General features: G+C 66.8%; 20 protein-coding genes. 11 read left to right on the top strand and 9 right to left on the bottom strand.

Going from position 1 to position 17,324, the window contains the following annotated elements:
- Positions 1 to 16 precede the first annotated feature (16 nt).
- The 4 genes from QF040_RS10245 to rlmB are packed head-to-tail and all read left to right on the top strand — an operon-like array spanning position 17 to position 3,066.
- The gene (locus QF040_RS10245) at positions 17 to 739 is read left to right on the top strand and encodes an ABC transporter ATP-binding protein (protein ID WP_280807105.1); all 723 of its coding nucleotides are present in this window, start codon (positions 17 to 19) and stop codon (positions 737 to 739) included.
- Between the two features lie 46 nt (positions 740 to 785).
- A complete protein-coding gene (locus QF040_RS10240) occupies positions 786 to 1,292 on the top strand; it encodes a ribosomal protein L7/L12 (RefSeq protein ID WP_429610932.1) in 507 nt (168 codons plus the stop codon).
- Between the two features lie 4 nt (positions 1,293 to 1,296).
- Positions 1,297 to 2,277 (top strand): hypothetical protein, encoded by a 981-nt coding sequence (locus tag QF040_RS10235; RefSeq protein WP_429610931.1) that lies wholly within the window; start codon positions 1,297 to 1,299, stop codon positions 2,275 to 2,277.
- Between the two features lie 42 nt (positions 2,278 to 2,319).
- Positions 2,320 to 3,066, top strand: a complete 747-nt coding sequence (gene rlmB, locus QF040_RS10230) for a 23S rRNA (guanosine(2251)-2'-O)-methyltransferase RlmB (RefSeq protein ID WP_307505315.1) — start codon at positions 2,320 to 2,322, stop codon at positions 3,064 to 3,066.
- 7 nt (positions 3,067 to 3,073) lie between these two features.
- Here the strand turns inward: rlmB and QF040_RS10225 are convergent, their stop codons facing one another.
- The 3 genes from QF040_RS10225 to QF040_RS10215 all read right to left on the bottom strand — a co-directional run bounded on the left by QF040_RS10225 (position 3,074) and on the right by QF040_RS10215 (position 5,276).
- Positions 3,074 to 4,273 carry an NAD(P)/FAD-dependent oxidoreductase gene (locus QF040_RS10225; protein WP_429610930.1) on the bottom strand — a complete coding sequence of 400 codons (1,200 nt, stop codon included), beginning with the start codon at positions 4,271 to 4,273 and terminating at the stop codon, positions 3,074 to 3,076.
- Between the two features lie 131 nt (positions 4,274 to 4,404).
- On the bottom strand, positions 4,405 to 4,575 hold the full coding sequence (locus QF040_RS10220; RefSeq protein ID WP_176656803.1) for a hypothetical protein: 171 nt from the start codon (positions 4,573 to 4,575) through the stop codon (positions 4,405 to 4,407).
- A 101-nt stretch (positions 4,576 to 4,676) separates the two neighbouring features.
- Positions 4,677 to 5,276, bottom strand: a complete 600-nt coding sequence (locus tag QF040_RS10215) for a helix-turn-helix domain-containing protein (protein WP_429610929.1) — start codon at positions 5,274 to 5,276, stop codon at positions 4,677 to 4,679.
- Between the two features lie 42 nt (positions 5,277 to 5,318).
- On the opposite strand from QF040_RS10215, the gene QF040_RS10210 reads away from it, so the two are divergent.
- The gene (locus tag QF040_RS10210) at positions 5,319 to 5,840 is read left to right on the top strand and encodes an N-acetyltransferase family protein (RefSeq protein ID WP_429610928.1); all 522 of its coding nucleotides are present in this window, start codon (positions 5,319 to 5,321) and stop codon (positions 5,838 to 5,840) included.
- Here the strand turns inward: QF040_RS10210 and QF040_RS10205 are convergent.
- From QF040_RS10205 to QF040_RS10190, 4 genes are read right to left on the bottom strand one after another with little or no spacing between them, the layout of a single operon-like run.
- Positions 5,837 to 6,319, bottom strand: a complete 483-nt coding sequence (locus tag QF040_RS10205; RefSeq protein ID WP_429610927.1) for a DUF3237 domain-containing protein — start codon at positions 6,317 to 6,319, stop codon at positions 5,837 to 5,839. The genes QF040_RS10210 and QF040_RS10205 overlap by 4 nt on opposite strands.
- A 14-nt stretch (positions 6,320 to 6,333) precedes the next feature.
- The gene (locus QF040_RS10200; protein ID WP_429610926.1) at positions 6,334 to 7,299 is read right to left on the bottom strand and encodes an aldo/keto reductase; all 966 of its coding nucleotides are present in this window, start codon (positions 7,297 to 7,299) and stop codon (positions 6,334 to 6,336) included.
- A 49-nt stretch (positions 7,300 to 7,348) separates the two neighbouring features.
- On the bottom strand, positions 7,349 to 7,948 hold the full coding sequence (locus tag QF040_RS10195) for a chromate transporter (RefSeq protein WP_176656808.1): 600 nt from the start codon (positions 7,946 to 7,948) through the stop codon (positions 7,349 to 7,351).
- 58 nt (positions 7,949 to 8,006) lie between these two features.
- Complete coding sequence (locus QF040_RS10190; protein ID WP_429610925.1) at positions 8,007 to 8,597, bottom strand: chromate transporter; 591 nt, start codon at positions 8,595 to 8,597, stop codon at positions 8,007 to 8,009.
- 82 nt (positions 8,598 to 8,679) lie between these two features.
- Here QF040_RS10190 and QF040_RS10185 point away from each other — a divergent pair, with 82 nt between their 5' ends.
- Entirely contained in the window at positions 8,680 to 9,603 is a 924-nt protein-coding gene (locus tag QF040_RS10185; RefSeq protein ID WP_307598708.1) for a YihY/virulence factor BrkB family protein, read from the top strand.
- Positions 9,604 to 9,738: 135 nt separating this feature from the next.
- Here the strand turns inward: QF040_RS10185 and QF040_RS10180 are convergent, their stop codons facing one another.
- Positions 9,739 to 10,290, bottom strand: coding sequence for a DUF924 family protein (locus QF040_RS10180; protein WP_429610924.1), 552 nt, complete (start codon positions 10,288 to 10,290; stop codon positions 9,739 to 9,741).
- A 116-nt stretch (positions 10,291 to 10,406) separates the two neighbouring features.
- On the opposite strand from QF040_RS10180, the gene QF040_RS10175 reads away from it, so the two are divergent.
- The 4 genes from QF040_RS10175 (at position 10,407) to QF040_RS10160 (ending at position 13,796) form a co-directional block, all read left to right on the top strand.
- Positions 10,407 to 10,856 carry a CHRD domain-containing protein gene (locus tag QF040_RS10175; protein ID WP_013542080.1) on the top strand — a complete coding sequence of 150 codons (450 nt, stop codon included), beginning with the start codon at positions 10,407 to 10,409 and terminating at the stop codon, positions 10,854 to 10,856.
- A 76-nt stretch (positions 10,857 to 10,932) separates the two neighbouring features.
- Complete coding sequence (locus tag QF040_RS10170; protein WP_429610923.1) at positions 10,933 to 12,141, top strand: patatin-like phospholipase family protein; 1,209 nt, start codon at positions 10,933 to 10,935, stop codon at positions 12,139 to 12,141.
- 79 nt (positions 12,142 to 12,220) lie between these two features.
- Positions 12,221 to 12,970: an acetoacetate decarboxylase gene (locus tag QF040_RS10165; RefSeq protein ID WP_013542078.1), complete on the top strand. Its 750-nt coding sequence runs from the start codon at positions 12,221 to 12,223 to the stop codon at positions 12,968 to 12,970.
- Between the two features lie 43 nt (positions 12,971 to 13,013).
- A complete protein-coding gene (locus QF040_RS10160) occupies positions 13,014 to 13,796 on the top strand; it encodes a 3-hydroxybutyrate dehydrogenase (protein ID WP_306878338.1) in 783 nt (260 codons plus the stop codon).
- Positions 13,797 to 13,799: 3 nt separating this feature from the next.
- On the opposite strand, the gene QF040_RS10155 is transcribed toward QF040_RS10160, so the two are convergent.
- On the bottom strand, positions 13,800 to 14,750 hold the full coding sequence (locus tag QF040_RS10155) for a bifunctional helix-turn-helix transcriptional regulator/GNAT family N-acetyltransferase (protein ID WP_429610922.1): 951 nt from the start codon (positions 14,748 to 14,750) through the stop codon (positions 13,800 to 13,802).
- A gap of 162 nt (positions 14,751 to 14,912) precedes the next feature.
- On the opposite strand from QF040_RS10155, the gene QF040_RS10150 reads away from it, so the two are divergent.
- The gene (locus QF040_RS10150; RefSeq protein WP_429610921.1) at positions 14,913 to 17,315 is read left to right on the top strand and encodes a YgiQ family radical SAM protein; all 2,403 of its coding nucleotides are present in this window, start codon (positions 14,913 to 14,915) and stop codon (positions 17,313 to 17,315) included.
- Positions 17,316 to 17,324: the final 9 nt, after the last annotated feature.

Below are 17,324 nucleotides of genomic sequence, written 5' to 3'. Positions count from 1 at the left end.
AAACCAAAGCCTTTCCATGTCCCAACCCCCGTCTGATGCCATTGTCGCCGTCGAGCATGTCTTCAAGTCCGTCACCGATTCGGCCGGCACGCTGGACATTCTGCAGGACATCGATTTCACCCTCGGCGCGCGGGAAACCGCCGCCATCGTCGGCGCCTCGGGCTCCGGCAAGAGCACCTTGCTGTCGATCATCGCGGGGCTCGATACGCCGACGCGCGGCACGGTCAAGCTCGCGGGCGACGACATCTTCGCCATCGACGAGGACGAACGCGCCGCCCTGCGCGCACAGCGCGTGGGCTTCGTGTTCCAGAGCTTCCAGCTGCTGGGCAACCTGAGCGCACTCGAGAACGTGATGCTCCCGCTGGAGCTGGCCAATCGCAAGGACGCCCGCAAGGCCGCCACCGAGATGCTCGGCCGCGTCGGCCTCGGCCAGCGCCTGGGCCACTACCCCAAGGTGCTCTCGGGCGGTGAGCAGCAGCGCGTGGCGCTGGCGCGGGCCTTCGTGGTCCAGCCGGCGCTGCTGCTGGCCGACGAGCCCACCGGCAGCCTGGACTTCGCCACCGGCGAGCAGGTGATGAAGCTGATGTTCGACCTCAACCGCGAACTTGGCACGACGCTGGTGCTGGTCACCCACGACCGCGGCATCGCGTCCCGCTGCGAGCGCCGCATCACCATCGAGGCCGGACGCGTGTCGCTCAACGAGAAAACGCCGGTTTCGACGGTCGAGCAGGCCGCCTGAGCCGCCTTGCCCCAGTACAGGGGCCGCAACACGAGGAGAGAGGACCATGGACAAGCAGCTTCCACCCGAAGCCATCGCTGCGGTGCAGCGCGGCAGCCTGATCGAGGCCATCAAGATCGTGCGCGACAAGACCGGCCTGGACCTCAAGTCGTCCAAGGAGGCCGTCGAGCGCTACGCCAATGGCGAGGGCGCACCGGCCGACTGGCAGGAGGGCGACTGGGGCCGCGGCGAACCCGAGGGCGCGGGCATGCAGGGCAACGGGCCCGCCGCAGTGCCGTCGGCTGCGCTCACTGCCCTGGCAAAGGGCAACAAGATCGAGGCCATTCGCCTCACGCGCGAAGCCACGGGCCTCGGACTGGCCGAGGCCAAGCAACTGGTCGAGAACCACCAGAATCCGGCGGCCGGCGATTTCGGGCATTTGCCGTCGGGCATTCCGACGAACCCGATGGCCGAACCGGGGCGGGTGTCGCAAGGGGGCTCGAAGCTGCTGCCCATCGTCATCGTCGTGCTGGTCGTGGTGCTGGCCTGGCTGTATTTCGTGAAGGGCGCCTGAAGCGATGATCGTTCCCCAGTTCTGGGCCGAAGGCCGCATCCAGGAGCGGGTGGACGGCAAGCAGATCACCGTGCGGCGCTATGGCTGGTCGGACGACAGCCCGCTGGCCGCGCAGGCGCATGCCGACCAGCGCACCCGCGAAGCCTTCGATCGCATCGTGAGCGGCGAAACGCTCGAGCGTCGCGAACGCAAGGTGGCCTACAACGGCGCCGACGGCATGCCGATTCGCGAGGAAATCGTCGAGCGGCAGGGCGAGAGCGTCGTCACGCGCAACGGCTACGGGGCACGCTGCCTCAATACGCCCGACGTGATGTTCGTCGACATCGATTTCGACGAACCCCTGCGCACCAGCGTGTTCGGCTTTGCGCTGGTGCCGGCGCTGATTGCGGGCATCGTTGGCGGATGGACAGCCAAGACCTGGGTGGGCGGGTTGATTGCCGCCATCGTCGTCTTCATCGTCGCCTACCGCATCGGCGTGGCCAAGAAGCGTGGGGAGGCCAGCACGAACCCCGCGCCCGAAAAGCGCGCGGCCGAGCGCATCGGGCGCTTCCTGCACCAGCATCCTGATTGGCACCTGCGGGTGTATCGCACGCCCGCGGGCTTTCGCCTGCTGGCGATGCACGACGTCTTCAGTCCGACCGACATGACGGTGGCCGACTGCTTCCAGGCGCTGGGCGTGGACAAGGTCTACGCGCGCATGTGCCGCAACCAGAACTGTTTTCGCGCCCGCCTGAGCGCCAAGCCCTGGCGCATCGGCATCGGAGAGCACATCCGGCCGCAGCCGGGCGTGTGGCCCGTGTCGCCCGAGAAGCTGCCGGTGCGCGACGCCTGGATTGCGCAGTACGAAAAGGCCGCCGAAGGCCATGCCGCCTGCCAGTACCTGGAGAGCGTGGGCAACACCGGGCGGGTGCATCCGAATGCGCAGGCGGTGCAGGAACTGCACGACGAGCGCACCCGGGCGCTCAGCGGTCTGCCGATCGCCTGAGGGCCTGAGGGGCGATCCCCGGGGGTAGGGATAATCGGGGGGATGTCTTCCCCCAAAGTGATCTTCGGCTTCCATGCCGTGGGCGTGCGAATCAAGACCGCGCCGAAATCGGTGCTCGAGGTTCTGTTCGATGCCAGCCGGCGCGATGCGCGCATGAAACAGTTCATCGCGCGTGCGCAAGAAGCCGGTGTGCGGCTGGTCGAGGCCGACAGCCTCCGCATCGCCAAGCTCGCCGGCAGCCACGGCCACCAGGGCGTGGCGGCGCGGGTCGAGCCCACGGCGCAAATCCATTCGCTCGATGAACTGCTCGAGGGCCTCGAAGAGGCCGGCACCGTGCCCCTCTTGCTGGTGCTCGACGGCGTGACCGATCCACACAACCTGGGCGCGTGCCTCCGCGTCGCAGACGGCGCCGGCGCCCATGCGGTGATCGCCCCCAAGGACCATGCGGCCGGCATCAACGCCACCGTGGCCAAGGTGGCGAGCGGCGCGGCCGAGACGGTGCCGTATTTCATGGTGACCAATCTCGCGCGCACGATGAATGAACTCAAGGAGCGCAGCATCTGGTGCGTGGGCACCAGCGACGACGCACCGGGCACGATCTACCAGAGCGACCTGAAGCGCCCCCTGGCGCTGGTGCTGGGCGCCGAAGGCGATGGGATGCGCCAGCTGACGCGCAAGACCTGCGACGAGCTGGTGAGCATCCCGATGGCCGGCGCGGTCGAGAGCCTGAATGTCTCGGTGGCGAGCGGCGTGTGCCTCTACGAGGCGATGCGCCAGCGCAGCGCCTGATCCGTCGCTAGCCCTTCTTCGGAAGCGGCCCGCCCTTGCGGTGGAAGTAGACGAGTTCCGCCATGCGCCGCATCTGCGGCGTGCCCAGCAGGTGGTTGAACATCCAGTCGCTCTGGAAATGATCGAAGGCCCAGCGCAGCGAGCGCTTGAGCAGGAAGCGCGGGTAGCTGCGCACGAACCACGTCGCAGGGTCGCCCACCTCGCCGCGCACGAAGCGCGCCACCGCCTCGCCCGCGCGCTCGCCGTGCTGCAGCGCGGTGTGGATGCCGCCCGCCGTGACCGGCGACACCATGCCGGCCGCATCGCCCACCAGCAGCGCCCGTTCGCGCGCCACGACGGGGAGCACGCCGCCGCAGGGAATCATTCCGGCGCGCACCGCCACCGGCGGTGCATCGCCCGGCGACACCACCGATTCGATCTTGTTCAGGAAAGGCGCGAGCCGCAGCGCGTTCGCATCGTTGTGGCCGAGGCGGCGGGCCAAGCCGATCTGGCTCACGCCCACGCCGTCGAGCGCCCAGCCGATGTAGCCAGGGGCGAGTTGGCGGTCGATGAAGCAATGAAGGAGGTCGGGCGCCATGCGGGCGCCCTGGTATTCGTGCTCGACGCCGTAGAGAAATCGCGTGTTGCGCGAAAGGCCCAGCGCCTTGGCGACGCGCGAATGCGGGCCGTCGGCGCCCACGAGATAGGTCGCGGTGATGCAGGGGCCGTGCGTCACGGGGACTTCCCAGCGGTCGTTCATCCAGAGCGCCTGCTCGAAGAGCGTGCCGAGCCGCACATCGACGCCGCAGGCCCGGGCGGAATCAACCATCCAGTCGAGCAGCGCGGGCGCATCGGTGGCCCAGAACCAGTAGCCGGGTGCGTGCAGGTCGACGTGCCGCATGTTCGGTGCATAGAGCCGCACGCCTTCGATGCGCCGGACCAGCGCGGGCAGCACTTCGGCCAACCAGGGGACGCTGTCGACCGCGTCCTTCACGATGATGCCGGTGGTGTGGAGCTTGGCGCCGGCGCTGGTTTTCTTCTCCAGCACCATCACACTGAGTCCGGCGAGCGCCGCGGCGCGGGCACAGGCGAGGCCCGCGAAACTCGCGCCGACGACGAGCAGGTCCACCTTGGTGTTGGCGAGGCCGGAGCTCGTGGCGGCCGGCGCCGGGCAGGGCGCCGAGGATGAAGTGGAGAGCGGGGAGAAGAAGCAGGAAGAGGAGTGCATGGGCAGCTGACTTGGCAATACGCACCACGGTTTGTGGTGCGCGTGCGAAGTTAGCTACGCCATGTGCGGGGGGTATGCGGGCGATGTGCGCGCGGCGTGAAGGCTGTGTGAACCCCCGCAGCCGCGGCGCGTCAGGATGGGTCTTTGCTGCGCGTGCGGCCCACCGCGCTGAAGATGCCGATGCCCAGAAGAATCAGCGCACCGATGCCGATGTAGAGCGTTGGAACACCCGCCACTGATGCACCCCAGGCGATGCCGCCCAGGAAGATCAGGAAACCGATCATGTAAAGCGCAAAAGACATCATGTCCTCCGGTAGCTGAGATGCCTGCAGTATCCCGACGCGCCGACTGCTCCGAACCAGCGCCGACCGCCTCTCTGTGTGGGAGGGTGCCTACCGCAAGGCTAGTCCGCAGACGCGGCCAGCAGGTAGCGGCAGGCCGTGCGCCCGAGCGCTTTGAAGACGAGGGGCCGGTCCACGCCGAAGTCCAGGCAGTCGCCGGGCGAGAGTTCGAAACGTTCGTCGCCGTAGTCCACACGCAGCGCGCCTTCGAGCATCCACAGGCATTGGCGATAGGGCTTGCCGCTCCACCGCGGATAGCCGACTTGCGCCGAACGCGGCAGCTCGACCTCGACCAGTTCCACCCCGCTGCCCGTCGCGCCGCGCTCGGCCACCTGGCGGCGCAAATAGCCCGCCTCGGGGTCGCGCCAGACTTCCTGCATCGCCTTCGTGCGAAGCCGCTGGGGCGCTTCCTTTTCCTTTTCGTCGGTGAGCAGTTGCGCCAGCGACACGCCAAGTCCCGCCGCCAGCCGGCCCAGCAGCACGGCCGTCGGGCTGCTTTGCGCGCGCTCCACCTTCGAGATCATGGCCTTGCTGACGCCCGAGAGCTCGGCCAGCTCGGCCAGGCTGAGTCCCTTGGCCTGCCGCAGCGCGAGCAGCCGGGTCGCGATGAGGGCGTCGATGTGGCCGGGGGCTTCGCCTGAAGGGGGTGATTCGTTTCTCATATGAGATTATTATTCTCTTATATTGAACGACAAAGAAGCACCATGCGCCTCATCACCTGCACCGAGGAAGCCCACGCCGGCGCCATCCTCGCGATCCTCAACGAAGCCATCGTCACTTCCACCGCGCTCTACGACTACAAGCCGCGCACGCCCGAGAACATGGTCGCGTGGTTCGCCACCAAGCGCGCCAACGGCTTCCCGGTGATCGGCGCGGAGGACGACAACGGCAAGCTGCTGGGCTTTGCAAGCTACGGCACCTTCCGCGCCTTTCCGGCCTACAAGTACACGGTCGAGCACTCGGTGTACGTCGAGGCCGGCCACCGCGGCGCGGGGCTCGGGCGCACGCTCATGGAGGCGATCATTGCCGAGGCGATCGCGAGGGACATGCACGTGATGGTCGGCGCCATCGACGCCGCGAATGCCGGCAGCATCGGCCTGCACGAGCGGCTGGGGTTCGAGCACTCGGGCACGGTGCGGCAGGCTGGCTTCAAGTTCGGCCGTTGGCTCGACGTGGCTTTCTACCAGCGCATCCTGGCAACGCCGTTGAACCCGGTCGACGGCTAGGCGAGCGCGAAGAATCGCATCACGACTTCGGCCGGATGCCTGACCCCGGCACCCACGAACATCCGCTCATTGATCCATCGCAGCGCAGGCGAGGCCGTCTCGAAGCGCGGGTTGCAGCGGAAGTAGACCTCTGCCGGATCGACCGGCTCGCCGCGCAGCAGCTTGGCCATCACCTCCGGCGCGGCCGAGCGCACCGCATGGTTCTGCACGTAGATCAGGTCGCCCGCGTCGGTCTCGAGGCCGTAGCGCGCATCGAGTTCGGAGAGCGTGTCGCTCACGATCAACTGGAAGTCGCTGCCGCCCGGCAGCACGCGTGCGCGCCAGCCGTGGCCCGACGCTTCGCCGCCCGTGATGGGCACGATGCGCCGCAGCCCGCGCGCGCTCTGGCCGAGCACCTGCGGCACGCCCACCTGCACGCGCAGGTCGGCGAAGTGCTCCAGCGTGGGCGCGGCGATCGAATCGAAGACGTTGTTGCTCATCGCTGAAGTACGGTTCAGGCGGCCGTCTCTGCGCTCGCGCGGTCGAGCATCTCGATGGTGCCTGCGTCGAGCTTCAACTGCGTGGCGACCACCAGCTCTTCGAGCTGCGCGATCGATGTGGCGCTGGCGATCGGCGCCGTCACGCCCGGCCGCGCGATCTGCCAGGCAATGGCGACCTGGCCCGGCTTGGCGTTGTACTGCTGCGCCACCTTGTCGAGCGCATCGAGGATGCGCAGGCCGCGCGCGTTGAGGTACTTCTTCGTGGTGTTGGCGCCGCGCGCGCTCTTCGATGCGTCGGCCTCGGTGCGGTACTTGCCGGTCAGGAAGCCGGCGGCGAGCGCGTAGAAGTTGATCACGCCCACTTCGCGCTTCAGGCACAGTGGCCCCAACTCGTTCTCGAACACCGCGCGGTCGTACAGGTTGTAGAGCGGCTGCAGGCTTTCGTAGCGCGCCAGCCCCAAGCGCTCCGACACGTCCAACGCCTCGGCCAGCCGGGGCGCCGTGTAGTTGGAGGCGCCGATGGCGCGCACCTTGCCTTCCTTGATGAGCGCATCGAAAGCGCCGAGCGATTCTTCGAGCGGCGTGTTGGCGTCGTCGTCGTGCGACTGGTAGAGGTCGATGTGGTCCGTCTGCAGGCGCTTGAGCGAAGCCTCGACCGCTTCGCGGATGTACTTGGGCGCGAGGCCCACCTTGCCTTCGCCCATCGGCTTGCCGACTTTGGTGGCCAGCACCACGCGGTTGCGCTTGCCGCTTTGCTTGAGCCACTTGCCGATGATGGTTTCCGACTCGCCGCCCGTGTGTCCCGGTACCCAGGCCGAGTAGACGTCGGCGGTGTCCACGAAGTTGAAGCCCGCGTCGAGCCAGGCATCGAGCAGCTTGAACGAGGCGGCCTCGTCGACCGTCCAGCCGAACACGTTGCCACCGAAGGCGAGCGGCGAAACCAGGAGGCCGGAGCGGCCGAGCGGGCGAAATTGAGACATGACAAGGTTTCCTGAAGAAGACAAATGGAAGGCAGATGGAGGGAAGAAATCAGACGAAGCCCACGGCGCCGAGCAACGCCCCCGCGCCCAGCAGCCAGAGCAGGTGGACGCGCGTGCGCCAGACGATAAGCGCGGCCACGCCGGTCAAGAGCCACAGGTGCCAGGCAGGCGCGTTGCCCGCATGGTTACCCGCGGCCAGCACCCAGCCGGTGGCGATGAGGAGACCCACCACCACGGGTGCCATGCCCTGCTTGAAGGCGCGCACCTCGCGGCGCGTGCGGTTGCGATGGCCCCAGCGGGTGGCGAAGTAGGTGAGGGTGGTGCTCGGCACCATGATGCCCACCATGGTCACCATCAGCCCGAAGAGGCCGAGCAGCCACGCCGTCGGCCCCGCGCCGATGCCGCCGCCCGCATTGAGCCCGACGTTCCAGCCCATCAGCGCGACGAACAGCACGTTGGGCCCGGGCGCCGCCTGGGCGATGGCGACCGACGAGCTGAACTGCGCGTCGGTGAGCCAGCCGTGCTGGGCGACGAGGTAGCGGTGCATGTCGGGCACCGTGGTGATGGCGCCGCTGATCGACAGCAGCGAGAGCAGCAGGTACTGGCCGAAGAGGGCCAGCCAATCGTGCCATTGCATAACGATGGTCATGCGAAACCCTCCGCCTTTGGCTGCGGTGCGAGCTTGCTGCGGGTGGCCCGGCACGCGCTCATGGGGCAATCCTCTTCCAGGTCCAGACGCAGGCCACGCCGCCGACCACCAGCAGCACCCAGCCGAGCGGCACCTTGAACACCGCGATCGCCGCGAACACCAGCGCCGTGAACGCGAGGCAGACCGGAAAGCCCAGCGGGTGCTTGCGCAACTGCGGAATCAGCTTGATGCCCGTGGCGGCGATCAGCCCGCCCGACACCGCCCCCATGCCCCGCAGCGCCGCCGCCACCTGCGCGTTGCCGGCGTAGTGCGCATAGAGCACGGCCAGCGCGAGGATCACGACGAGCGGAATGGCCAGCATGCCCGCCACCGCCGCGATGGCGCCGCGCAGGCCGAAGTAGCGGTCGCCGATCATCAGTGCGAGGTTGATCACGTTGGGCCCGGGCATCACCTGCGCCACGGCCCAGTCTTCGAGGAACTGCTCGGGCGTGAGCCACTTCTTCTTCTCGACCATCTCGCGCTGGACGATGGCGAGGACGCCGCCGAAGCCCTGCAGCGCGAGCCAGGTGAATGAAACAAAAAGGTCGCGCGGCGACCGGGGCTGTGGCGTGTCTTGCGGCGTGGCCGCATCGGAGAGGGGCGCTTGCATGTGGATGCGATTATCGTAGGCAGGCCTGCAACATGCCGGGCATCGCGCCGACATGACCCGGCCGGTTCAACAGGGAAATTCCATGCTCATGCAAATCCGCGCGCTCTTCGATCTGTGCAAACGAGCCTTCGCATCGTGGTCGAACGACTACGCCCCCAGCATGGGCGCGGCCCTCGCGTACTACACGGTGTTTTCCATCGCGCCGCTGCTCCTTATCGTGATCGCGGTGGCGGGCCTGGTGTTCGGTCAGGAGGCAGCGCGCGGCGAGATATTCGCGCAGCTCTCGGGCCTCATGGGAGCGCAGGGCGCGGCGGCGGTGCAGGGCATGCTGCAGGCGGTGAACAAGCCGACCGAGGGCATCGTGGCCACGGTGATCGGCATCGGCCTCCTGGTGGTCGGCGCGACGACCGTGTTCGGCGAACTGCAGGACGCGCTCGACCGCATCTGGCGCGCGCCGGCGCGCACCAAGAGCTCGGGCATCTTCAACCTGCTGCGGGTGCGGCTCCTGTCGTTCAGCATGATCATGGGCATCGGCTTCCTGCTCATGGTGTCGCTGGTGGCCAGCGCGGCGCTGGCGGCGCTCGGCAAATGGTGGTCGCCGATGTTCGGTGCGTGGGAGAGCCTGGCGCAGGTGGTGAACTTCGTCTTCAGCTTCGTGATGGTGACGGTGATCTTCGCGATGATCTACAAGATCATGCCGCGCGCGAAGGTGCAGTGGCGTGATGTGTGGGTGGGCGCGGCGGTCACCGCGCTGCTCTTCACGGTGGGCAAACACCTGATCGGCCTGTACATCGGCAAGAGCAGCGTGGCCTCGGGCTACGGCGCCGCGGGCTCGCTGGTGGTGGTGTTGGTGTGGGTGTATTACTCGGCGCAGATCTTCTTGCTGGGCGCCGAGTTCACCTGGGTCTATGCGCGCACCTACGGCTCGATGAAGGACAAGGCGGGCCTGCCCGATGCCAACCCGTCGCCGACGCGCGACGTACCGCTCGCGCACAACGACAGCTGAGAAGGTGTGAATAAACCTACTGCGCGGTCCGATCTCGCACCTGCGGTCCTCACCGTACAGAGTACGGCTCCGGTCCTCGGTGCAAGCTCGAACCGCTCGCTACGGTTTCTTCACACCTTCTGAGCGCTCATTGGGTCAACCGGCGAAGCCGCCTTCGTCGAGGAACTTCTGTTCTTCCGCGGTGGTGCTGCGCCCCAGCATCCGGTTGCGGTGCGGAAAGCGGCCGAAGCGCGCCACGATGTCCCGGTGCAGCACGGCGAAGCGCTGCGTGTTGGCATCGAGCGCTGCGTTGAGTTCGACCGAGCGCTCCTGCTCGGCCAGCACTTCGGAGTGCATGAAGGGCAGGTAGAAGAAGGGGCGCAATTCCTTTTCGAACTGCTGGTCGAAGCCCGCTTCGATTGCCTTCTTCGCCACGGCCAGGGCGAGGCCGTCGGTGGCGAGCATGTGCGGGTTGTTGCGCCAGGCGTTGCGCGGCAGCTGGTCGAGCAGCACCAGAAGGGCGAGCGTGCCTTCGGCATCGTCGGTCCAGTGATCGAGCTCGCCGCGGGCGGCGGCCTGGTGTGCATCCGAGAAGCGCGAGAGAAATTCGGCATCGAACGCATCGCTCTTGGCGAACCAGCGCGACGGACCGGCTTCGCGCCAGAAATCGACCACTTCGCGGGCGGCAGGGAGTGCTTGTGAGGTCATCGTTGCATTCTCTTTCACTCTGTGGCGGGCTCGCAAAGTCGGGGCCGTGGCCGACACGGGCGGGCGCGGGCGCTGCCTATGCTGTGGAAGCTTTCACAACTTCAGGAGACAAGCTCATGACCCGATACGGCACCTTTTTGCGCGCAGCCCTCATTACCGGCGTGGCCAGTGCTGCACTGGTCGGCTGCGGGATGATGTCCAAGTCGAACACCGCCAGCTTCAGCGGCGCGATGAACGCAGCCAGCGAAGTCCCGCCCAACATGACGCGCGGCAGCGGCATGGCCGAGGCCTGGCTCAACCGGGACACCAACGTCCTCAAATACAAGATCACCTACACGGGCCTCAGCGGCCCGGCCACCGCGGCGCATTTCCACGGTCCTGCCGCCGCCGGCGCGAATGCCGGCGTGGTGCTGCCGTTTGCCAACGCGGCCAGCCCGATCGAAGGCCAGGCCACGCTCACGCCGGCACAGGCGGCCGACCTGGTCGCGGGCAAGTGGTACGCCAACATCCACACCGCAGCCAACCCGGGTGGCGAAATCCGCGGGCAGATGCTGCCGAAGATGTGATCTTCTGAGGAGGGCTGGCCGCGGGACTTCGGTCTGCGGTCAGGTTGCTGTCGCGGGCGTGGTGTCAAATGAATGCATGACGACGACCCCCCAGAAGAAAGCCCGTGCGGCATCCACCCAGCCCCTCAACCCTTTCGCGTCGCGTCGCGAAGACATGCGCCAGGCCCGCAAGGCCCTGGTGCTGCAGGGCGGCGGGGCGCTCGGTGCTTACCAGGCCGGCGTGTATGACGCGCTCAGCGAGACCGAGCTGCAGCCGCACTGGATCGCCGGCGTCTCGATCGGCGCCATCAATGCAGCGCTGATCGCGGGCAACGCGCCCGAGCACCGGGTCGACAGGCTGCGCGAGTTCTGGCACCTCGTGTCCTCCGGGCCTTCGCAGCGCCTGCCCTCATGGTTTGGTGATCGGGCCACGCAGAACCAGTACAGCGCGGCGATGGCTTCGCTGGTCGGCATTCCGGGATTCTTCGAGCCGCGCTATTCGCCGGCCCTTCTGATGGGTGGTGCGGCGCCGCTCCTGAGCTACTACGACACCTCGCCGCTGAAGGCCACGCTCGAGCGCCTCATCGATTTCGACCGCATCAACGCCTGCGAAGCCCGCTTCAGCGTGGGCGCGGTCAATGTGCGCACCGGCAACTCGGTGTACTTCGACAACACGCGCCAGCGCATCGGCCCCGAGCACATCATGGCCAGCGGCGCGCTGCCGCCGGGCTTTGCGCCGGTGCATATCGACGGCGACGACTACTGGGACGGCGGCATCGTCTCGAACACGCCGCTGCAGTACGTGCTGGACATCCATCCGCGCAACGAACCCCTGGTGGTGCTGCAGGTCGACCTGTTTAATGCGCGCGGCGAGATGCCGCACAACATGGCGGGCGTGATGGAGCGGCAGAAGGACATCACCTATTCGAGCCGCACCCGCATGAACACCGATGCGATGGCCGCGAACATGAACCTGCAGCAGGCCATTGCCGACCTCATCACCAAGCTCCCGGCCAACCTGCGCAAGGACCCGAGCGTGCTCGCGGTGCAGTCGCAGCTCACGCACGAGCCCATCGACATCTTTCACCTGATCTATCGCGACAAGCCTTACGAGCTCGAGTCGAAAGACTACGAGTTCTCGCGCGCCGCGGTCGAGGAGCACTGGGAATCGGGGGCGCGTGACATGCGCACGACGCTGGCGCATCCGGAGACCCTGCGCGCCGACGCCACTGTGAATGGCGTGACGACGTTCGACCTTGGCGAGCATGGTGCGGGGCGCGTCAAGCGCCCGGGCCTGTCGCGCTGAAGAGATGCGACCGCGGTTCAGCTTCGACTAAGAAACCAGCGCCAGACTGGGCCAGTCACTTCACCAGGAGGAAATGTTCATGAACATTGAAGATGTACGGCGGCAGGCGTTCGCCATGCCGCTGACCAGCCCCGCTTTTCCGCCCGGACCGTACCGGTTCATGCGCCGCGAATTTCTCATCGTCACCTACCGCACCGACATGGACGCGTTGCGCGCCGTGGTGCCCGAGCCGCTCGAAGTGGTCGAGCCGCTGGTGAAGTACGAATTCATCCGCATGCCCGATTCCACCGGCTTCGGCGACTACACCGAGTCGGGCCAGGTCATTCCGGTGCAGCTGCGCACCGCCAAGGGCGTGGAGAAGGGCGCGTACGTGCATGCGATGTACCTGAACGACCATCCGCCGATCGCCGGCGGCCGCGAGCTCTGGGGCTTTCCGAAAAAGCTCGCCTCGCCCACGCTCGACTACGAGACCGATGTGATCGTCGGCACGCTCGACTACGGCAAGGTGCGCGTGGCCAAGGCGACGATGGGCTTCAAGCACCGCGCGCTCGACCCCGCGCCGATCCTTGCGGGCATCGCGCAGCCGAACTTCCTGCTCAAGATCATTCCGCACGTCGACGGCACGGCCCGCATCTGCGAGCTGGTGCGCTATCACATGGTCGACGTCACGCTGCACGGCGCGTGGACCGCGCCGGCCTCGCTCGAACTGCATCCGCACGCGCTGGCACCGGTGGCCGACCTGCCGGTGCTGAAGGTCGAATCGGCCGTGCACTACATCGCGGACATGACGCTCGCGCTCGGCACGGTCGAACACGACTATCTCGCCTGATTCTTGCTGTCTTCTTTCATCTCAACTTCAAGGAACATTCACCATGCAACTCAAGGACAAGGTCGCCTACATCACAGGCTCGGCCAGCGGCATCGGCAAGGAAATCGCCATCCTCTTCGCACAGGAAGGCGCCAAGATCATCATTGCCGACCTCAACAAGGAAGCCGCCGATGCGACGGCCGCCGAACTCAAAGCCACGGGCGCACAGGCCGTGGGCGTGGCGGTCGACGTGACCAACGAAGACCAGGTCAACGCCTCGGTGGAAGAGGGCGCGAAGGCCTTCGGCGGCATCGACATCCTGATCAGCAACGCCGGCATCCAGATCGTGCATCCGGTCGAGGAGTTCAGCTTTGCCGACTGGAAGAAGATGCTCGCCATTCACCTGGACGGCGCGTTCCTCACCACCAAGGCGTGCCTCAAGCACATGTACGCGCAGGGCCGGGGCGGCAGCGTGATCTACATGGGCTCGGTGCACTCCAAGGAAGCGTCGCTGCTGAAGGCGCCCTACGTCACGGCCAAGCACGGGCTCATCGGCCTGGCCAAGACGGTCGCGAAGGAAGGCGCCAAGCACGGCGTGCGCGCCAACGTGATCTGCCCCGGGTTCGTGCGCACCCCGCTGGTCGAGAAGCAGATTCCCGAGCAGGCCAAGACGCTGGGCATCAGCGAAGAGGAAGTCATCAAGAACGTGATGCTCAAGGAAACGGTGGATGGCGAATTCACCACCACCGAGGACGTGGCCCGTGTCGCGCTGCTGTTCGCGGGCTTCCCGACGAATGCGCTCACCGGCCAGTCGCTCGTCGTGAGCCACGGCTGGTTCATGCAGTAGGCGCTACAGCTTCATCTCCCACGTCTCGCCCACGAGCTGCTTCCCATAGCTCTCGTGCGGCTCCGACTTGACGAGCTGGAAGCCGCGCTTGGCATAGATGGCGCGCGCGGCCACGAGGTCGCTGTTGGTCCACAGCACCATCTTCTTGTAGCCCTTGCGTCGGGCGAAGGCGATGCACTCGTCCACCAGCTTGCCGCCAAGGCCGAGCCCGCGCGCGGCCGGTGACAGGATCAACAAGCGCAGTTGCGCGACGCTGGCCGACTTGCGCACCACGAAGATCGAGCCCATGCGCTCGCCGTTGAGTTCGGCGATCCAGCAGCGCTCCCATTCGGGCTGGAACTTGAGCAGGAACTCCCCCGCGATCTGCGCCACCAGCGCCTCGAAGCTGCTGTCCCAGCCGTATTCACGGGCATAGATTTCGCCGTGCTGCTGTACCACCCAGCCGATGTCGCCGGGCGCCGGGTCGCGCAGGATCGCGGCCTGGGGTTTGGCGGGCGCGGCGGCGGGATCGAGCAGCGATTGCATCGTGGACATCGCCTGCACCAGCTGGTTTCGCTGGGCCGGGGCAAGCGGGGCGAGCAAAGCGGCGGCTTCGTCGCGGGATTTCTGTTGCAGCGGCGCGAATGCGGCATGGCCGGCCTCGGTCAACCGCAGCACGCTTTGGCGGGCGTCCCGCGCATGGGGCTCGCGCGTGAGCCAGCCCTCGGATTCGAAGCGGCGCAGGATGCGGCTCATGTAGCCGGCATCGAGCCCGAGGTCGCGGCCGATCTCGCTGGCGACCGCTGTTTCGCGGTGCGCCAGCTCGTACAGCACCCGCACATCGGTGAGCGACATGGCGCTGCCGAGGTATGGATCGAGGGCGCCGATCTGGCGCGTGTAGAAGCGGTTGAACTGCCGGATGGCCTTGACGGCGGCAACGTCGATGGTGGGCGAGGGCGTGGACATGGTTGCCATTGTCATTCGATTATTTGACTTTGGCAATCAATTGAAGGCCATATTAGAGCCCGGTCACTGGATGTTTGTAGCGACAGGCATGCTCGAAAACCCTAAAATCGCGGGTTGCCCACGACAGCACCGCAGCACCGCCGTGCACAGGCTGTCCCTAACTTCCCACTGATGAACGCCCCCGTCGACGTCTCCTTTTTTGCGCGCGCCGCCAAGCCGCTGACCAGCTACCGCAAGTACTGGGCGGCCCGTTTCGGCACGGCCAAGTTCCTGCCGACCTCGCGCAAGGAGATGGAAGCCCTCGGCTGGGACAGCTGCGACATCATCGTGGTCACGGGCGATGCCTATGTCGACCACCCCAGCTTCGGCATGTCGGTGATCGGCCGGATGCTCGAAGGACAGGGCTTCCGCGTGGGCATCATTGCCCAGCCCGACTGGCAGAGCGCCGAGCCCTTCAAGGCGCTGGGCAAGCCGAATCTGTTCTTCGGCGTGACCGCCGGCAACATGGATTCGATGATCAACCGCTACACGGCGGACCGGAAGATCCGCAGCGACGACGCCTACACCCCCGGCGACATCGGCGGCGCGCGCCCCGACCGCGCGGCCATCGTGTATTCGCAGCGCTGCAAGGAAGCCTGGAACGACGTGCCGATCATCCTGGGCGGCATCGAAGGGTCGCTGCGCCGCATCGCGCACTACGACTACTGGTCGGACAAGGTGCGCCGCTCCATCGTCGTCGACGCCAAGTGCGACCTGCTGCTGTACGGCAACGCCGAGCGCGCCATCGTGGAGATCGCGCACCGCCTGGCCGCCAAGGAGCCGGTGCAGCAGATCACGGATGTGCGCGGCACCGCCTACGTGCGCCGCGAAACGCCCGAGGGCTGGTTCGAGATCAACTCCACCAGCGTCGATGAGCCCGGCCGCGTCGAGGCCCACGTCAATCCGTACCTGATGGTGTCGGACCAGGCCAAGGCGAACGGCGCCACCTGCGCGAAGGAAGACGAGGCGCAGGACGTGGCCAAGGCCGCGGAAGCCGCCGGATCGCCGGCGGTGCAGTCGGTGGTGAACCCCGCCATCAAGCCGCTGACCTTCATGCCCAACCCCGCGCTGCAAAGCCGCGGCAAGATCAGCGTTCCGCCGCGCGACCGCTCGGTGATCCGCCTGCCTTCGTACGAACAGGTGCGCAGCGACCCGGTGCTCTACGCCCACGCCAACCGCGTGCTGCACCTGGAAACCAACCCCGGCAATGCCCGCGCGCTCGTGCAGGCGCACGGCGAAGGAACCACGGCGCGCGATGTGTGGATCAACCCGCCGCCGATTCCGCTCACCACGGCGGAAATGGACTACGTGTTCGACCTGCCGTATGCGCGCAGCCCGCATCCGCGCTACGCCGACGAGAACGGCAGCCACGACGGCGCGACCAAGATCCCCGCGTGGGAAATGATCCGCTTCAGCGTGAACATCATGCGTGGCTGCTTCGGCGGCTGCACCTTCTGCTCGATCACCGAGCACGAGGGCCGCATCATCCAGAGCCGCTCCGAAGAATCGATCATCAAGGAGGTCGAGGCCATCCGCGATTCGGTCAGCGGCTTCACCGGCACCATCTCCGACCTCGGCGGCCCGACGGCCAACATGTATCGCCTCGGCTGCAAGAGCCCCGAGATCGAGTCGGCGTGCCGCAAGCCCAGCTGCGTGTACCCCGGCATCTGCCCGAACCTGGGCACGAACCACGATCCGCTCATCAAGATCTACCGCCGCGCGCGGGCGCTGCGCGGCATCAAGAAGATATTGATCGGCTCCGGCTTGCGCTACGACCTGGCCGTGCAGTCGCCCGAGTATGTGAAGGAGCTGGTGCAGCACCACGTCGGCGGTTATCTCAAGATCGCGCCCGAGCACACCGAGCAGGGTCCGCTCACCAAGATGATGAAGCCCGGCATCGGCAGCTACGACAAGTTCAAGCAGATGTTCGAGAAGTTCTCGGCCGAGGCGGGCAAGAAGCAGTACCTCATCCCGTACTTCATCGCCGCGCATCCGGGCACCAGCGACGAGGACATGATGAACCTCGCGATCTGGCTCAAGAAGAACGGTTTCCGCGCAGACCAGGTGCAGACGTTCTATCCGAGCCCGATGGCCACGGCGACGACGATGTACCACACCAACAAGAACCCGCTGCGCAAGATCACGCGCGAGAGCGAGACGGTGGACATCGTGCGCGGCGACAAGCGCCGCCGCCTGCACAAGGCGTTCCTGCGGTATCACGATGCCAACAACTGGCCGCTGCTGCGCGAAGCCCTGAAGAGCATGGGTCGCGCCGACCTGATCGGCAACGGCAAGCACCACCTGATTCCGACGTGGCAGCCGCTCACCGATGGCGGCTACACGAGCGCGCGGCGCAAGAACTCGACCTCCGCGCCCGTCGCCGCCAAGGCTTCGGCGCCTGTGAGGCTCGCACCGGTGAAGCCCTCCAAGGGCCGCATCCTCACGCAGCACACCGGCCTGCCGCCTCGCGATAACGGCAGTGGTGGCGGCAGCGGCAAGCCGGTCAACAAGCCTTCATCGCGCAAGGTGCGTTGATCGGGCGGG

This window comes from Variovorax sp. W2I14 (assembly GCF_050435205.1).
GTDB classification, from domain to species: Bacteria; Pseudomonadota; Gammaproteobacteria; order Burkholderiales; family Burkholderiaceae_C; genus Variovorax; species Variovorax paradoxus_C.
The sequence above is the reverse complement of the archived record's forward strand: the minus strand, read 5'-3'. Positions and strand labels throughout refer to the sequence as shown.

Excerpts from the sequence above, each read along its gene's own strand:
- QF040_RS10245 (WP_280807105.1), top strand. The coding sequence starts at position 17 with ATGTCCCAACCCCCGTCTGATGCCATTGTCGCCGTCGAGCATGTCTTC.
- QF040_RS10240 (WP_429610932.1), top strand. The coding sequence starts at position 786 with ATGGACAAGCAGCTTCCACCCGAAGCCATCGCTGCGGTGCAGCGCGGC.
- QF040_RS10235 (WP_429610931.1), top strand. The coding sequence starts at position 1,297 with ATGATCGTTCCCCAGTTCTGGGCCGAAGGCCGCATCCAGGAGCGGGTG.
- rlmB (WP_307505315.1), top strand. The coding sequence starts at position 2,320 with ATGTCTTCCCCCAAAGTGATCTTCGGCTTCCATGCCGTGGGCGTGCGA.
- QF040_RS10225 (WP_429610930.1), bottom strand. The coding sequence starts at position 4,273 with ATGCACTCCTCTTCCTGCTTCTTCTCCCCGCTCTCCACTTCATCCTCG.
- QF040_RS10220 (WP_176656803.1), bottom strand. The coding sequence starts at position 4,575 with ATGTCTTTTGCGCTTTACATGATCGGTTTCCTGATCTTCCTGGGCGGC.
- QF040_RS10215 (WP_429610929.1), bottom strand. The coding sequence starts at position 5,276 with ATGAGAAACGAATCACCCCCTTCAGGCGAAGCCCCCGGCCACATCGAC.
- QF040_RS10210 (WP_429610928.1), top strand. The coding sequence starts at position 5,319 with ATGCGCCTCATCACCTGCACCGAGGAAGCCCACGCCGGCGCCATCCTC.
- QF040_RS10205 (WP_429610927.1), bottom strand. The coding sequence starts at position 6,319 with ATGAGCAACAACGTCTTCGATTCGATCGCCGCGCCCACGCTGGAGCAC.
- QF040_RS10200 (WP_429610926.1), bottom strand. The coding sequence starts at position 7,299 with ATGTCTCAATTTCGCCCGCTCGGCCGCTCCGGCCTCCTGGTTTCGCCG.
- QF040_RS10195 (WP_176656808.1), bottom strand. The coding sequence starts at position 7,948 with ATGACCATCGTTATGCAATGGCACGATTGGCTGGCCCTCTTCGGCCAG.
- QF040_RS10190 (WP_429610925.1), bottom strand. The coding sequence starts at position 8,597 with ATGCAAGCGCCCCTCTCCGATGCGGCCACGCCGCAAGACACGCCACAG.
- QF040_RS10185 (WP_307598708.1), top strand. The coding sequence starts at position 8,680 with ATGCTCATGCAAATCCGCGCGCTCTTCGATCTGTGCAAACGAGCCTTC.
- QF040_RS10180 (WP_429610924.1), bottom strand. The coding sequence starts at position 10,290 with ATGACCTCACAAGCACTCCCTGCCGCCCGCGAAGTGGTCGATTTCTGG.
- QF040_RS10175 (WP_013542080.1), top strand. The coding sequence starts at position 10,407 with ATGACCCGATACGGCACCTTTTTGCGCGCAGCCCTCATTACCGGCGTG.
- QF040_RS10170 (WP_429610923.1), top strand. The coding sequence starts at position 10,933 with ATGACGACGACCCCCCAGAAGAAAGCCCGTGCGGCATCCACCCAGCCC.
- QF040_RS10165 (WP_013542078.1), top strand. The coding sequence starts at position 12,221 with ATGAACATTGAAGATGTACGGCGGCAGGCGTTCGCCATGCCGCTGACC.
- QF040_RS10160 (WP_306878338.1), top strand. The coding sequence starts at position 13,014 with ATGCAACTCAAGGACAAGGTCGCCTACATCACAGGCTCGGCCAGCGGC.
- QF040_RS10155 (WP_429610922.1), bottom strand. The coding sequence starts at position 14,750 with ATGGCAACCATGTCCACGCCCTCGCCCACCATCGACGTTGCCGCCGTC.
- QF040_RS10150 (WP_429610921.1), top strand. The coding sequence starts at position 14,913 with ATGAACGCCCCCGTCGACGTCTCCTTTTTTGCGCGCGCCGCCAAGCCG.